The 14,872-nt window shown below is 69.6% G+C and carries 15 protein-coding genes; 6 read left to right on the top strand and 9 right to left on the bottom strand.

Going from position 1 to position 14,872, the window contains the following annotated elements:
* Window positions 1-21 precede the first annotated feature (21 nt).
* On the bottom strand, window positions 22-492 hold the full coding sequence (locus ACHMXA_RS14040; RefSeq protein ID WP_176664952.1) for a MarR family winged helix-turn-helix transcriptional regulator: 471 nt from the start codon (window positions 490-492) through the stop codon (window positions 22-24).
* Between the two features lie 62 nt (window positions 493-554).
* Window positions 555-1,532, bottom strand: coding sequence for a magnesium and cobalt transport protein CorA (locus ACHMXA_RS14035; RefSeq protein ID WP_176664951.1), 978 nt, complete (start codon window positions 1,530-1,532; stop codon window positions 555-557).
* A 236-nt stretch (window positions 1,533-1,768) separates the two neighbouring features.
* Between ACHMXA_RS14035 and ACHMXA_RS14030 the strand changes: the two genes are divergently transcribed.
* Window positions 1,769-3,286: a sensor domain-containing diguanylate cyclase gene (locus ACHMXA_RS14030; RefSeq protein WP_176664950.1), complete on the top strand. Its 1,518-nt coding sequence runs from the start codon at window positions 1,769-1,771 to the stop codon at window positions 3,284-3,286.
* A gap of 46 nt (window positions 3,287-3,332) precedes the next feature.
* Here ACHMXA_RS14030 and ACHMXA_RS14025 read toward each other — a convergent pair whose 3' ends face one another.
* From ACHMXA_RS14025 to ACHMXA_RS14010, 4 genes are all read right to left on the bottom strand, one after another.
* A complete protein-coding gene (locus tag ACHMXA_RS14025; RefSeq protein WP_176664949.1) occupies window positions 3,333-3,887 on the bottom strand; it encodes a DUF2878 domain-containing protein in 555 nt (184 codons plus the stop codon).
* Between the two features lie 78 nt (window positions 3,888-3,965).
* Complete coding sequence (locus ACHMXA_RS14020) at window positions 3,966-5,183, bottom strand: class I SAM-dependent methyltransferase (RefSeq protein ID WP_395321041.1); 1,218 nt, start codon at window positions 5,181-5,183, stop codon at window positions 3,966-3,968.
* Entirely contained in the window at window positions 5,180-5,968 is a 789-nt protein-coding gene (locus ACHMXA_RS14015; protein WP_395321039.1) for a DUF1365 domain-containing protein, read from the bottom strand. Before ACHMXA_RS14015 ends, ACHMXA_RS14020 begins: the two co-directional genes overlap by 4 nt.
* Window positions 5,965-7,368 carry an NAD(P)/FAD-dependent oxidoreductase gene (locus ACHMXA_RS14010; RefSeq protein WP_176664946.1) on the bottom strand — a complete coding sequence of 468 codons (1,404 nt, stop codon included), beginning with the start codon at window positions 7,366-7,368 and terminating at the stop codon, window positions 5,965-5,967. Before ACHMXA_RS14010 ends, ACHMXA_RS14015 begins: the two co-directional genes overlap by 4 nt.
* Before the next feature lie 187 nt (window positions 7,369-7,555).
* Between ACHMXA_RS14010 and ACHMXA_RS14005 the strand changes: the two genes are divergently transcribed.
* Both ACHMXA_RS14005 and ACHMXA_RS14000 read left to right on the top strand, forming a co-directional pair.
* On the top strand, window positions 7,556-8,128 hold the full coding sequence (locus tag ACHMXA_RS14005; protein ID WP_371132170.1) for a sigma-70 family RNA polymerase sigma factor: 573 nt from the start codon (window positions 7,556-7,558) through the stop codon (window positions 8,126-8,128).
* 2 nt (window positions 8,129-8,130) lie between these two features.
* Complete coding sequence (locus tag ACHMXA_RS14000; protein ID WP_176664989.1) at window positions 8,131-8,787, top strand: ChrR family anti-sigma-E factor; 657 nt, start codon at window positions 8,131-8,133, stop codon at window positions 8,785-8,787.
* On the opposite strand, the gene ACHMXA_RS13995 is transcribed toward ACHMXA_RS14000, so the two are convergent.
* The 3 genes from ACHMXA_RS13995 to ACHMXA_RS13985 are packed head-to-tail and all read right to left on the bottom strand — an operon-like array spanning window position 8,750 to window position 10,868.
* Window positions 8,750-9,181, bottom strand: coding sequence for a DUF2177 family protein (locus ACHMXA_RS13995; RefSeq protein ID WP_176664944.1), 432 nt, complete (start codon window positions 9,179-9,181; stop codon window positions 8,750-8,752). The two genes, ACHMXA_RS14000 and ACHMXA_RS13995, sit on opposite strands and share 38 nt — an antisense overlap.
* Window positions 9,178-9,819 carry a DUF6134 family protein gene (locus ACHMXA_RS13990; protein ID WP_176664943.1) on the bottom strand — a complete coding sequence of 214 codons (642 nt, stop codon included), beginning with the start codon at window positions 9,817-9,819 and terminating at the stop codon, window positions 9,178-9,180. Before ACHMXA_RS13990 ends, ACHMXA_RS13995 begins: the two co-directional genes overlap by 4 nt.
* Window positions 9,819-10,868, bottom strand: a complete 1,050-nt coding sequence (locus ACHMXA_RS13985) for a cyclopropane-fatty-acyl-phospholipid synthase family protein (protein WP_176664942.1) — start codon at window positions 10,866-10,868, stop codon at window positions 9,819-9,821. The genes ACHMXA_RS13990 and ACHMXA_RS13985 overlap by 1 nt, the downstream gene beginning before the upstream one ends.
* A gap of 188 nt (window positions 10,869-11,056) precedes the next feature.
* Between ACHMXA_RS13985 and ACHMXA_RS13980 the strand changes: the two genes are divergently transcribed.
* The 3 genes from ACHMXA_RS13980 (at window position 11,057) to ACHMXA_RS13970 (ending at window position 14,870) form a co-directional block, all read left to right on the top strand.
* Complete coding sequence (locus tag ACHMXA_RS13980; protein WP_395321035.1) at window positions 11,057-11,281, top strand: XRE family transcriptional regulator; 225 nt, start codon at window positions 11,057-11,059, stop codon at window positions 11,279-11,281.
* Window positions 11,282-11,365: 84 nt separating this feature from the next.
* On the top strand, window positions 11,366-13,996 hold the full coding sequence (mutS, locus tag ACHMXA_RS13975; RefSeq protein ID WP_176664940.1) for a DNA mismatch repair protein MutS: 2,631 nt from the start codon (window positions 11,366-11,368) through the stop codon (window positions 13,994-13,996).
* A gap of 34 nt (window positions 13,997-14,030) precedes the next feature.
* Complete coding sequence (locus ACHMXA_RS13970; protein ID WP_176664939.1) at window positions 14,031-14,870, top strand: proteasome-type protease; 840 nt, start codon at window positions 14,031-14,033, stop codon at window positions 14,868-14,870.
* The last annotated feature ends 2 nt before the right edge of the window (window positions 14,871-14,872 follow it).

The raw sequence follows: 14,872 nt of genomic DNA, 5'->3' as shown, positions 1-14,872 counted from the left end.
CGGCGGTTCCGGGCGCGGCGCTCACGGCTTGCGGCCTTCGCCGGAGGTGATCTCCACGAGGCTGCCGTGCACCCTGGAGAGCAGGCCCAGCAGCTGCGCGCGCTCGGCCTGCGACAGCACCGACATCACGCGGGCGTTGAGCCCGTCGCTGATGCTCAGGGCGCTGTCGAGCGCCTTCTCGGCGCTGGGCTCCAGGTGGATCCGGTTGACGCGGCGGTCGGTGGGACTGGGCTCGCGGCGTATCCAGCCGGCGGCCGCCATGCGGTCGCACAGGCCGGCCACGGCCATGGGCGTGAGGTCGAGCCGCTGCGCGAGTTCGGCCTGCGAGAGCGGCTCTTCTTCGTCGCCGTGCATCGCCAGCGCGCCCAGCAGGCGGCACTGCGCGCTGGTGAGCCCGATGCGCTCGCGCGCGAGGCGGTCGAACTCCTCGCCGTAGAGCTTGCCCACGCTCTTGACGAGGAAGCCGAAGCGCTGCGTGAAGTCCCTTTTCATAAGGGACTTGATTGTCTACATGTTTATTAGTTGGGCATTAGCAGCGCAGGTGTCCGAGGCTCCTAGAGCCAGCCCGCGCGCCTGAACCGGTAGTAGAGATAGCCGCAGGTGCTCACGATCAGCCCCAGCGCAATGCCGTAGCCGTAGCGGAATTTCAGCTCCGGCATGTTCTCGAAGTTCATGCCCCAGATGCCCGCGAAGGCGGTGCACACCGCGAAGATGCTGGCCCAGGCCGCGAGGCGCTTGGTGACCTCGCTCTCCTCGATGGTGACCATCGACAGGTTCACCTGTATGGCCGTGGCGATGGTGTCGCGCATGGCATCGATCGATGCGTTGATGCGCACCAGGTGGTCGCCCACGTCGCGGAAGTATTCCTGCGAGCTCATGCAGATCTGCGGCACGCGCCCGCCGTGCATCTTGCCGGCGGCCTCCACCAGCGGCGCCACCGCGCGCTTGAGGATCATGCTGCGCCGCTTCAGGTCGTAGAGCTGCTTGATCTTGTCGCGCGCCGCGCCGCCCTGGCCGAAGATCTGCTGCTCGATGGATTCCAGCTCCACCTCCAGCGCGTCGATGACCGGGAAGTAGCGGTCGACCACAGCGTCCATCAGCGCATACAGCACGAAGCCCGCGCCGTGGCGCAGCAGCTCCGGCTCGCGCTCGCAGCGCTCGCGCACGCCCAGGAAACCCTGCTTGCTGCGGTTGCGCACCGACAGCACGTAGTTGGCGCCGACGAAGACGTCGACCTCGCCCACGTTCATGCTGTGCTCGCCCTCCTCCGAGGGCTCCACAAGATGCATGACGACGAAGAGCGAGTTGCCGTACTCCTCCATCTTCGGTCGCTGGTGGCCGTGGTGGGCGTCCTCCACCGCCAGCGGATGCAGGCCGAATTCCTTCTGCATCTCGCGAAGCTCCTCGTCGGAGGCATCGCTGAGCGCCACCCACACGAAGCAGCCGGGCCGGCCGATGTAGTCGCTGATGTCCTCGACCGATATGTCGGCGAGCTTGGAGCCGTTTTCGTAGGCGACGCAGTTGATCAGCATCGATGCCCCCGGGGAGTTCACATGGGTGGAAACCATCGATGGTGCCACGAGACTCCCGCTGCGCCTGCCACCAGCGCTTCAGGCAGGTCGGATAGAGTTCGCCATGCCTGGCCGGCACGGGAACCGGCCGACGGCACAGCGGCACGCAACAACAACCACGACAACAGACGCCGCAACGCAGAAGACGAATAAGGGGAGCAAGGGATGGAAACCGGTTCGTTCGAGGAGTTGCTCAAGTGAAGCGCGACGTTCGCCTTGCGAAGGTCCTGCTCGCGGCCGTCATGGTCTCGGTGTCGGCGGCCACGGGCTGGCAGCTGTGGGCAGCGCGCGACCAGACGCTGGCGGCGGCCGACACCAACAACCTCAACCTCGCCAAGGCGCTGAACATCTACGCCGAAGGCATCTTCACCCAGAGCGACATGCTGCTGCAGAGCGTGGCCGAGACGCTGAAGGCGCCAGACTGGGAGGCGGAGCATCTGCAGCGCGTGCAGTCGCTGGTCGAGCGGCAGAAGAGCCTGCTCGACCCGCTCGACGGCGTCGCCTTGCTCGATGCCCGGGGCGACTGGCTGATGCACTCCAGGGGCCGCATCCCGCCGGGCACCAACAGCGCCGATCGGCCCTACTTCATCCACCACCGCGACACGCGCTCGAACGACGTCCTCATCAGCCCGCCGATCCGCAACCCCTTCACCGGCGAATGGGGAATCACGGTCAGCCGGCGCCTGGAAGACGACACGGGCGGATTCGCCGGCGTCGCCGTCATCGGCCTGGGCCTGCAGAACTTCCTGCGCGCATTCGGCACCATCACCCTGCCCGGCAGCGGCACCATCGGCCTGAGCACCTACCACGGGAAGATGCTGGTGCTCTACCCCTACCGCGAGCAGGACATCGGACTCGATTTCTCCGGCTCGCCCAACTTCCAGCGCCACTTCGGCGGCACGTCGGGCACCGCGTCGTTCCGCTCCAGCGTGGATGGAACGCAGCGGCTCTACGCCTTCCGCAAGAGCGACCGCTACCCGGTGCTGACCACCGTGGCGGTCGGCCGCCACCAGGCGCTGCAGGCCTGGAGGCACCAGGCGCTGCTCACGGTCGGCGTCGTGGGCGCGCTGCTGGCGGCAGTGGCCGCCGTGGGCTGGCGGCTGATCATCAACATCGGGCGGCGGATCAGGGCCGAGGCTTCGCTGCTGGCCGCGCGCGAAGACCTGCTGCAGGCCAACCAGCGGCTTGCAGTGCTGGCGACGCAGGACCAGCTCACCGGCCTGGCCAACCGCCGCAGCTTCGACGAGGTGCTGGCGCAGGAATCCCGGCGCGCGGCGCGCGAAGGCTCGGCCCTGTCGCTGCTGCTGCTGGACCTGGACTACTTCAAGCGCTTCAACGACGCATACGGCCACGTGGCCGGCGACCAGTGCCTGCGGGCCGTCGCAATGGCGCTGAGCCGCAGCATCAGGCGCCCGGGCGACCTGGTCGCACGCTACGGCGGCGAGGAGCTGGCCATCGTCCTGCCCAGCACCGGCCTGCAGGGCGCCTGCAAAGTCGCCGAGCTGCTGCTCGAACAGGTCCGCGCGCTCGGCATCACGCACAGCGAGAGTCCGCATGGACAGGTCACCGTCAGCATCGGCGTGGCGACCCTGCAGGGCCCTCGGTTGCACGAGCCGGAGCAACGGCTCGTCGAGGCGGCCGACCATGCGCTGTACCGGGCCAAGGAGAACGGGCGCAACTGCTGGATCAGCCAGGAAGAATGGCCGGCTGGCTGAGCGCCATGCGGCTCGAAGGCAGCGGGACTCGGCGGATTCAGCCGATTCAGCGCAACATGCGGCGGGCTGCGCGCTGCCCCAGCCAGCGCGCCAGCTCCACGAGCAGCGGCGTCATCACGGCCCAGCCGGCGCCCAGCACCAGCATCGCCCGCGTGGGGTCGGGAAACTGTCCGGCGCCCATGCGCACCGCGGCCGCGTAAGACAAGGCACCGCCCACGCCGCCGACCACGGCCGATAGCAGCCAGCGCCCATGCAGCCAGCGCAACGGCCCACGCAGCGTGGTCGAGAAGAGCGCCCACAGCCCCAGGATCCACGCGGGCGCCAGGCCCGGCCAGGGCCCGGGCGAGGCATAGACGAGCACGCCGCCGCGCGCCATGCCGGTGTCCCACGCCAGGCCCAGGAGCACCGCGCACAGCGCCAGCAGCAGCTCGTCCCGGCGCGCATCGCTGAACCACAGGTTCAGCAGCACGGCGCCGATGCAGGCCGCCACGCCCCAGCCGGGCGCGCCGCGCGCGGCGCCCAGCACGCAGGCGAACCAGGCCACCTGGAACACCGCGAGGTTGAGAAACACGGGGCCGTATCGGCGCGGCAGCGAGTTCATCGGCTTCGACTCCTCCGGCCCGAGCGCCTGGCGACGATCACACCTGGAGCTCCGGGCCACCGTCCGCCCGCGCCGCCTTCAGGCATCGGCCGCGCGCAGCCGGTACAGCCCCACATCGATGCGCCCGGAGCGAAAGCCGGCCTCGCAGTACGACAGGTAGTAGGTCCACAGCCGCTTGAACGCCGCGTCGAAGCCCAGCGGCTCGATCTGCGGCCACGCCGCGAGGAAGCGCCTGCGCCACTCGGCGAGCGTTCGCCCGTAGTCCGGGCCGAAGCAGCGCGAAGACTCGATCACCAGCCCCGCGCGCCGCGCCTGCTCCTGCAGCACGCCCGGGCTGGGCAGCATGCCGCCCGGGAAGATGCAGTGCTGGATGAAATCGGCGCCCTGGCGGTAGCCTTCGAAATGCTCGTCGGCGATGGTGATCGCCTGCAGCACCACGACGCCACCGGGCTTCAGGCGGTCGCGCAGGGTCGCGAAGTAGGTGGGCCAGTAGGCCTCGCCGACGGCCTCGATCATCTCGATGGACACGATGCGGTCGAACCGGCCCTGCACGTCGCGGTAGTCCTGCAGGCGCAGGTCGAGCTTGTCGGCCACGCCCCATTCCTGGCCGCGCTCGCGGGCGAAGGCCAGCTGCTCGGCAGACAGCGTGAGCCCGGTCACGCGCGCATCGTGGCGGCGGGCCAGGCTCGCGGCCAGGGTTCCCCAGCCGCAGCCGATCTCGAGCACATCGGCGCCTTTCGGGGTGTCGAGCATGCGGTGGATGGCATCCAGGCGGCGCGCCTGGGCGGCTTCCAGCGTGTCGTCGGCTTCCTCGCTGAAGAGCGCGCTCGAATACAACATGCTGTCGTCGAGCCAGAGCCGGTAGAACTCGTTGCCCAGGTCGTAGTGGAAGGAGATGTTGTGCCGGCTGCCGCTGCGGCTGTTCCTGCGCGCCAGGTGCAGCAGCCGCGCCAGCCAGCGCGAGGGGCCGCGACCCTTGAGCAGCGAGCCCCAGGCCGCCTCGTTGGCCAGGCCGAATTCGAACAGGGCCAGCAGGTCGGGGCTCTCCCATTCGCCGTCGCGGAAGCTCAGGGCCAGGCCGAGGTCGCCCTGCATGAGCAGCCGCACGATCGGCCGCCAGCTCAGCAGCCGCAGGCTGGCATGCGGGCCGGGCTCGCGGCCGGCCACTTCGATGCAACGCCCGCCGGGCAGCGTCAGCGCCAGCCGGCCGAAGCGCGTGCGCGCGAGCAGCCGCCGCAGCGGCGAGAAGGCCGGCGCGGTGTCGAGAACGGGGGCGGAGGGCGTGGTCAGGCTCATGGAGTCTCGCTCGTGGAAACGATGGTGATGTCGCGCTCCGGGGCTGCCGGACGCGGATGCAGGGGCACGCGCTTGATCCACAGGCGCAGTGCCTGCCAGTGGATGGCCACGACGACCTTCAGGGTCAGCAGCGGATGAGTCAGGAACACGCGCAGCAGCGCGAGGTCGCTCAGCGGCGTGCGCTGGCCGTCCTGGCGCGCATTGAGCACGGCGCCGTCGGCATCGTGCACGCTCACGCCGATCGACACCGACTCGCCAGGCGGCGCGATGCGGAAGCGGTAGCGCAGGTCCATGCCGTTGAAGGGCGAGACGTACATCCGCTTGTCGCAGCGCTGGTCGATGACAGCGGCGGCCGCGTCGTCAACGGGGATCAGATAGCTGTGCCGCTGCCCGAATGTGTTGTTGACCTCGTAGACCATCGCCCGCAGCGCGCCGCCCGGCGCATGGCAGAACCACACGCTGAGCGGGTTGAAGACATGGCCGAGCAGCCGCGGCAAGGTCAGCAGCCGGATCGCGCCGCCCGTGGGCAGGCCGGCCTCGCGCAGGCGCGCCTCGACCTGGGCGCGCAGGTCGCGGCCCGAGCCGTCGCCATAGTCGGCGGCGTGGAAGCTGAACAGGTTGAAGCGGTCCACCGAGAACAGGCGCAGCCGCTCGTGCAGTTGCGGCAGCTCGTCGATGTCGACCAGCACGCTGTAGATGCGGTAGGCCAGCCGGTGGCGCCTGGGCCGCAGCCGCTGGTGCATGACGCGCCCGACATAGAGCGCCGAGCCGCCCTGCCCGTTCATGATTCGACGGCCTGCGCGGCCTGCATCCCGGGCAGCAGATGGATGCGCCCGGATTCCTCCGGCACGCTCCACGGCCGGCGGACGCCGCCCAGCGCTTCGGCCACCGCCAGGCCGGCCTGCAGGCCGTCCTCATGGAAGCCGGAGCCGAAGTACGCCCCGCAGAACCAGGTGCGGCGCTGGCCCTGCAGGTTCCAGAGGTGGCGCTGCGCGGCCATGGCGGCGGCATCGAACAGCGGATGGTCGTAGACCTCGGTGCGGATCAGGTGCTCGGGCCGCGGGCCGGTCAGGGGGTTGAGCGTCAGGAACAGAGGGTCGGCTGCCGGGCCCTGTGGCAGATGGGGCTGCAGCCGATTCATCCAGTAGGTCACGGTCGGGGCTGCGCCGCTGCCGCGCGTGCCGAGGTAGTTCCAGCTCGACCACACGGCGCGGCGCGCGGGCATCAGGGCCGGGTCGCGATGCAGCACGGCCAGGTTGCGGCTGTAGGGGAAGGCACCCAGCAGCGCGCGTTCGGTGTTCGATGCGTCGGGCAGCAGGGCCAGCGACCGGTCGGCGTGAGTGGCAAGCACGACCTGGTCGATTCGCTGCGGCCACCAGCCCTCGGTCGTGCGCAGCCGCACGCCATCCGGCTCGCGATGCAGTTCGAGCACGGCCTGGTCGAGGTGCACGCGCTCGGCGAAAGGCCGGCTCAGGCGCCGCACGTACTCGCGGCTGCCGCCGGTCACGGTGCGCCAGACCGGCCGGTCGCTGATCTGAAGCAGGCCGTGGTTCTCGCAGAAGCGAACGAAGGCCGCCACCGGATAGCGCCCCACCCGCGCCGCCGGCGTGGACCAGATGGCAGCGGCCATGGGATAGAGGTGGTCGTCGCGGAATGCGCGGCCGTAGCCGCGGGCGTCGAGGTAGTCGTCCAGCGCCTGATCGCCGGCTTCACGGGCGTCGCGCGGCGCCTCGCGGTAGAAGCGCAGCAGTTCGCGCAGCATGGCCCAGAACCGCGGGCTCGCCAGGTTGCGCTTCTGGGCGAACAGGCCGCGCAGGTCGGTGCCGGCGTATTCGAGCCGGCCGGCGTCCAGGCTGACGGCGAACGACATGTCCGAAGCCGCGGTCGGCACGCCCAGGTGCCGGAACAAGGCGCTGAGGTTCGGATAGGCGGGCTCGTTGTAGACGATGAAGCCGGTATCCACCGGCACCGGGCCTTCGCGGCCGGGCGCGTCCACCGTGTTGCTGTGGCCGCCGAGGCGCGATTCGCTCTCGAACACCGTCACCTCGTGCCGCTGGGACAGCAGCCAGGCGCAGGAAAGTCCCGAGATGCCGGTGCCGACGACGGCGATGCGCTGGCCCTGGCCCTGCGAAGTGGGTGTCGCGAGGACGGTGGGCTGGGCGGGCTGGGGATCGAAGGGCGGCATGGTGCGTATCCAGGTGTTGGAGCTTGTACGCAGGAAATTACCGTTTGGACCATGGCGCGTTGCGGCGATGATCCGATCGCGGCCCGATTGCGTAAGGGTTAGCATGGCCGCCGTTCCCGACCCATCCACCCAACCTGCGGGCATTCCGGTGCCCCGCGGCCGCCGAGCGCCCAACTTGACTGTTGTTGTGACCGATTTCAAGCAGCCGCGCCGCTCCGACGACCTCTGGGCGCAGGCCCTGGCCGCCGTGGCCGAACGGCAGGACAGGGAGGCGTTCGCCCGGCTGTTCTCGCACTTCGCGCCGCGCGTCAAGCACTACCTGATGCACATCGGCAGCCCGGAGCTGCAGGCCGAGGAGCTGGCCCAGGAAGCCCTGGTCAGCGTGTGGCGCAAGGCCGCGCTGTTCGATCCGGCGCAGGCCGCCGTCTCGACCTGGATATTCACCATCGCGCGGAACCTGCGCGTGGACGCGCTGCGGCGGCGCCAGGGCGTAGAGTCGTCCGAGGAGGAGTTCGATTTCGACCTGCTCCAGGCGGACGACGCCTCGCTCGACGACGGGCTGCACGCCTCGCGCCTGAACGAACGCCTGCGCAGCGCCTTTCGGCAGCTGCCGCCCGAGCAGCAGCAGGTGCTGCACCTTTCCTATTTCGAAGACGAACCGCATGCCCGCATCGCGGCCCAGCTGAGCATTCCGCTGGGCACGGTGAAGTCGCGCGTGCGCCTGGCGGTCGCTCAGCTGCGCCGCCTGCTGGAACGCTGATGATGGATATCCGACACCACCCCGACGACGACCTGCTGCTGGCCCGGGCTTCCGGCCAGTTGCCTGCCGGCGCACGGCTGGTCCTGGCCAGCCACCTGGAACTCTGCCCGCTGTGCCGCGAGCGTGCGCGCACGCTCGATGCCCTGGGCGGCATCCTGCTCGACGAGATGGAAGCCGCGCCCATGGCCGACGATGCGCTGGCGCGCACCCTGGCCTCGATCGACGCGCTGGAGCATGCCCGCCCTGCGCCCGTGCGGGCCAGTGCCCCGCCGCCGCTGCCGCCCGGTGCGCGCTGGCCGAGCGCGCTCGCCCACTGCAGCGCCACGCCCTGGCGCTGGATCGCCCCGGGCATGCGCTGGAGCCGGGTGAGCGTGCCCGAGGCGCCGGATGCGAACGTCTTCCTGCTGCGCATCGCGGCCGGCAAGTACCTGCCGCAGCACACGCACCAGGGACAGGAGCTGACCCAGGTGCTGCACGGCCGTTTCCATGACGGGCGAGCCCTGTTCGGGCCCGGGGATTTCGATACGGCGGACGGCGAGATCCATCACCAGCCCGTGGTCCAGGATGGCAGCGAGTGCATTTGCCTCGCATCGCTGGACGGCCGCCTGCGCTTCGACAGCGCTATCGCGCGCGTGCTGGGTTCGCTCGTCGGGATGTGAGGCGCGCCGACACCCACGCCGACACGCCGCTCACGAAGCTGCCCCACACCAGGTCGGCAGCGGTGATCGCCCAGGGCCAGCCGCGCAGCGTGGCCTGGTTGGTGAGGTCGTAGGTGGCGTAGGCGACCAGCCCGAAGAAGGCGCCCCGCCGCAGCGCCGCGCCCGCGGCTCCTTCGGCCAGCGCCGGCGAGATGGCGAAAACCAGCAGGCCGGCCAGGTAGATGGCATAGAACAGCACCGCCGCGAGCCAGTCGACGTCGGACGCCATCAGGTCGCCGAGCGCCGGTTTGTACAGGCGCGGCCCCATGAGCGACAGCCACACCGCATCGAGCAGCAGAAAGCTCACGAGCGCCCACAGGTAGGCGATGGACAAGGTGCGGGCGGAAGGTTTCATGGTGCGCCGGAAGTGGAAGTCAATCGGTAGCTCAGTTGCCGGTCGCCCTTGGTCTCGGCGTCCAGCCCGATCCAGCGTCCGCTGTCGGCGGCATACCAGATGCGGATGCGCTGCTGCGCGGCCTGCAGGCGCCAGCCCCGCGCCCGCACCGGCTGGCCGCGAACCTCGATGTTGGTGCCGGGCAGCGGCTCGAAGCGCACCGGCTCGAGCTTGCCGGTCTGCGGATCGACCAGGCGCTGCTGCTTCATCAGCCTGGGGTTCCAGTAGGCAAAGCTCATCAGGCACTCGTCGTCGTAGCGGCGCGCGACCTGCTGCCGGGTGCCGTCGTCGTCGGTGTCGGAGCGCAGCTCGCGCAGGCAGTCGCCGGCCCAGCGCTCCTCGTTCTGGTGACGGTAGCGGTAGACGGATACGCCGAGCAGGCGCACCACGAACTGGGCGCGGCTGTCGACGGTGCGTGCCGACGCGCTGCCGCCGACCACGAAGCGATGCGTGCCGATCGGCTTGCCGTCGAGCGTGGCGGTGAAGTTCCACTCACCCTCCTCGATCGCGCTTTCAACCCCGCTTTCCTGCGCCCAGGCCACGCCGGCCCCCAGCGCTATCGCAAGTGCCGGGGCAAGAGCCAGGGCGCGCGCCGGCATCAGCGCTTCTCGAACAGGTAGTGGGCGACCCACCACTGGCCGCCCTCGGCATAGCCGAACAGCTCTTCCACCGAGATGAAGAAAAGGCGCCAGCGCGTCCACCAGATCGGCGCGTCGCTCTCTCCGTAGACGGAAACCAAGAGCGGCATGAGCTCGTCGCGCCGGGCGTCCATGCGCGACAGCCAGGCGGCGGAGGTCTTCGCGTAGTGGCGGCCGTTCCAGCGCCACTGGTTCAGCAGGCGCAGGTCGTCCTGGCAGCGCAGGGCGAGGTCGTCGCCGGGCATCATGCCGCCCGAGAAGAAGTAGCGGCTCATCCAGTCGCTCGCATCGCGCACCTCGAAGGGGTACGGCGCCTCGCGGTGGACGAACACGTGCATGAAGAAGCGCCCCTGCGGATCGAGCCAGCGCGCGACGTTCGAGAAGGCGCGCGGCCAGTTGCGCAGATGCTCGAACATTTCCACCGACACCACCCGGTCGAAGCGCTCGGCCGTCTCGAAGTCGTTGAAGTCGCAGGTGATCACTTCCAGGTTGCCCAGGCCGCGCGCCGCCGCCTCGGCGGTGATGAACTTGCGCTGCGAATGCGAGTTGGACACCGCCGTGATGCGCGAGCCCGGAAAGCGCTCGGCCATCCACAGGCTCAGCGAACCCCAGCCGCAGCCGAGCTCGAGGATGCGCTGCCCGTCCGCCAGGCCGGCGCGGGCGCAGGTCTCGGCCAGCGCGGCCGCCTCGGCCTGCTCCAGCGTGTCGACCCCTTCGGGCCACCAGCAGCAGCTGTACTTGCGGTGAGGCCCCAGCACGGCGGCGAAGAACTCGGCCGGCAGTTCGTAGTGCTGTTCGTTGGCCTTCTCGGGCAGCAAGGCCAGCGGGGCATTGCGCAGCTCTTCGAAGAATGCCTGCGAATGGCGCGCCACGGCCTCGGGGTTGCCGCTGTCGAGCTCGACCAGCCGCTGCCGCAGCAGCCTGCGCACGCCCACCCGGACGGCGGCATCGGGCACCAGACCCTGTTCGACCCAATGGATGGCGGCGGAGGTGCTGGAGGCTCTTGGCATGGCAGGTGGTCGGCGGTGGTTGACTCCGTCGTACGCAAAGCCGCGCTCTATAGATCACCGCACCGACGGAATCCCGCTTCGGCCTTGGACAGTTCCGGTGCGGCGCACGGGCTGGCGATACGCGCATTGAACGTAGAATGCCCGCGGCACTTTCACCCGTGCGCGCAGGCCCCATGCGCCATGCCTTCATGCCCTCCCCGAACAAGCCCTCCAGCCCCTCGCCCGCCGCCGTCCGCGACGCCCGCATGGCTGCCGGCCTCACGCAGACCGAGGCCGCGCAGACGGTGCAGGCCTCGCTGCGCGGATGGCAGCAGTGGGAGGCCGGCGACCGCTCGATGGCGCCCGGCCTCTTCGAGCTTTTCATGCTCAAGACGAGGCAGTGGCCGCTCGAGCGCGGCCACCGGGCCGGCTGAACGGAGCGCCGCGCGGAGAATGCCTACGAATGTCCCCAACCTGCCCCGGAGCCCGGCGGCATGGATCGCAAGCCACTGACTGAAATGAACAAGACAGACCTCTCTGGGCACACGCCAATGATGGCCCAGTACCTGGGCCTGAAAGCCGACCATCCGGACACCCTGCTGTTCTACCGGATGGGCGATTTCTACGAACTCTTCTGGGCCGACGCCGAGAAGGCCGCGCGCCTGCTCGACATCACGCTCACCCAGCGCGGCCAGTCGGCCGGCCAGCCGGTGGTGATGTGCGGTGTGCCCTTCCACTCGGTCGACACCTACCTGGCCCGCCTCATCAAGCTGGGCGAATCGGTCGCCATCTGCGAGCAGGTGGGCGAAGTCGGCGCGGCCAAGGGGCCGGTCGAGCGCAAGGTGGTGCGCGTGGTCACGCCCGGCACGCTGACCGATTCGGAGCTCCTCAACGACAAGGCCGATTCGCTGCTTCTGGCCGTGCATGCGGGCGCGCGCAACTTCTGCGGCCTGGCCTGGCTCAGCGTGACCGGCGCGGAGCTGCGGCTGGCCGAGTGCCCTTCCGACGCGCTCGAAGCCTGGATCGCCCGCATCGGCCCGAGCGAACTGCTCTACAGCGCCGAGGTGACGCCCGCCTTCGAGCAGCGCCTGAAGGCCGCGCGCGCCGCCACGCCCTTCACGCTGTCGGTGCGCCCGGCATGGCAGTTCGACGGCGGCCTGGGCGAGCGCAAGCTGGCCGAGCAGATGGGCAGCAACAGCCTTGCCGCCTGGAACGCCGATGCTCTCCCCAACGCGCATGCCGCGGCCGCCGCGCTGCTGGGCTATGCCGAGCACACACAGGGCCGCGCGCTCTCGCACGTGCAGCGCCTGTCGGTGGAGCGCGACGGCGACCTGATCGAGCTGCCGCCCACCACGCGGCGCAACCTCGAACTGGTGCAGACGCTGCGCGGCGAAGACTCGCCCACCATGTTCTCGCTGCTCGACACCTGCATGACCGGCATGGGCAGCCGCCTGCTGAAGCGCTGGCTGCTCTCGCCGCGGCGCGACCGCTCCGAGGCGCAGGGTCGGCTCGAAGCCATCGGCGCGCTGCAGGCCACCGTGCTCGGCGCCACGGCCGCGCCCTGGCGCACGCTGCGCGAACAGCTCAAGAACACCAGCGACGTCGAGCGCATCGCCGCGCGCATCGCGCTGCGCCAGGTGCGTCCGCGCGAACTGCTGGCGCTGCGGCTCGCGCTCGCGAAGGCGGAACAGCTCGCGCCGCTGCTGCCGGGTTCGTCCGCGCTGCTGGGCCAGATCGCCGAGCGGCTCGCGCCGCCCCCGGGCTGCGCGGACCTGCTGGTCAGCGCCATCAAGCCCGATCCGTCCGCGCTGGTGCGCGACGGCGGCGTGATCGCCACCGGCCACGACGCAGAACTCGACGAACTGCGCGCCATCAGCGAGAACTGCGACGACTTCCTGCTCAAGCTCGAAATCAGCGAGCGCGAGCGCACCGGCATCAGCAACCTGCGGGTGCAGTTCAACCGGGTGCACGGCTTCTACATCGAGGTGACGCAGAGCGCGCTGTCGAAGGTGCCCGACAACTACCGCCGCCGCCAGACGCTGAAGAACGCCGAGCGCTTCATCACGCCCGAGCTGAAGGCCTTCGAGGACAAGGCCCTGAGCGCACAGGACCGCGCCCTGGCCCGCGAGAAGTGGCTCTACGAGCAGCTGCTCGACGCGCTGCAGCCCTCGGTGCCAGCGCTCACGCAGCTGGCCGGCGGCCTCGCCACGCTCGACGCACTGTGCGCGCTGGCCGAGCGCTCGCACACGCTGCACTGGCGCGCGCCCAGCTTCGTGTCGCATCCCTGCATCGAGATCCAGCAGGGCCGCCACCCGGTGGTGGAGGCGCGGCTGGCCGAGAAGTCGTCAGGCGGCTTCATCGCCAACGACACGCAGCTCGGGCCGCAGCAGCGCATGCAGGTCATCACCGGCCCCAACATGGGCGGTAAATCGACGTACATGCGGCAGGTGGCGATCATCGTGCTGCTGGCTTCCATCGGCTCGCACGTGCCGGCCGCCGCCTGCCGGCTCGGGCCCATCGACGCCATTCACACCCGCATCGGCGCGGCGGACGACCTGGCCAACGCGCAGTCGACCTTCATGCTCGAGATGACGGAGGCGGCGCAGATCCTGCACAGCGCCACGGCGCAGTCGCTGGTGCTGATGGACGAGATCGGCCGCGGCACCAGCACCTTCGACGGCCTGGCGCTGGCCGCCGGCATCGCGGCGCAGCTGCACGACCGCAGCAAGGCCTTCACGCTGTTCGCCACGCACTATTTCGAGCTGACCGAGTTCCCGGCCACGCACCACGGCGCGGTGAACATGCACGTGAGCGCCACCGAGGCGGGCCGCGACATCGTCTTCCTGCACGAAATGCAGCCCGGCCCAGCCAGCAAGAGCTACGGCATCCAGGTGGCGCGGCTGGCGGGCATGCCCGCGGCGGTGGTCAACCATGCGCGGCAGGCGCTGGAGGCGCTTGAATCGCAGCATGCGCAAACTCGTGCACAGGTCGACCTGTTCGCACCGCCCCCGGTGGCCGAAACACCCATGGCCAGCGCCGTAGAATCCGCGCTGGCCGCGCTCGACCCCGACACGATGAGCCCGCGCGAGGCGCTCGATGCCTTGTATGCCCTCCAGAAGCTGAACAAACGTGAACTCGGCGCCGCATGACCTGGCACAGTTCATGCCAGATGAACCTGAACCCATGACTTACTGCGTAGGCATCAAACTCAACGCCGGACTGGTGTTCCTGTCCGACTCGCGCACCAACGCGGGCGTGGACCACATCAGCACTTTCCGCAAGATGATCGTCTACGAGCAGCCGGGCGACCGCGTCATGGTGCTGCTGTCGTCGGGCAACCTGAGCATCTCTCAGTCGGTGCGCGAAATCCTCCAGATCGAGGAGCTGCGCGAAACCCGCGAGGACGGCAGCCAGGGCGCGCCCATCACCATCTGGAACGCCAAGAGCATGTTCGACGCCGCCCGCGTGCTGGGCTCGGCGGTGCGCCACGTGTACGACCGCGATGCCGAGGCGCTCAAGCATGCGGGCCTCGACTTCAACGTCTCCTTCATCTTCGGCGGGCAGGTCAAGGGCGAGGGAATGCGCCTCTTCCTGGTCTACGCGGCCGGCAACTTCATCGAGGCCACCACCGAGACGCCCTACTTCCAGGTCGGCGAGTCGAAATACGGCAAGCCGGTGCTCGACCGCGTGCTCACCCCCGAGACCCCGCTGGACGAAGCAGCCAAGTGCGCGCTGGTGTCGATGGACTCGACCATGAAGTCGAACCTGTCGGTCGGCCTGCCGCTCGACCTGGTGGTGTACGAGGCCAACAAGCTCGAAACCGACCGCGTGATCTGCATCGACGCCGACAACCCCTACTACCGCATGGTGCACAACAGCTGGGGCCAGAAGCTGCGCGAGGTGTTCGACAGCATCGAGGACCCGGTGTGGGACGACGCCCAGACCGAGCATCCCCTGAAGATGCCGGCCACGCGCCACAGCCCGCTGCGCAAGATCTCGACCCCCGACGAAAAGCTCATCTAATC

Source organism: Variovorax sp. UC74_104 (assembly GCF_044055375.1).
Lineage (GTDB): Bacteria > Pseudomonadota > Gammaproteobacteria > Burkholderiales > Burkholderiaceae_C > Variovorax.
The sequence above is the reverse complement of the archived record's forward strand: the minus strand, read 5'-3'. Positions and strand labels throughout refer to the sequence as shown.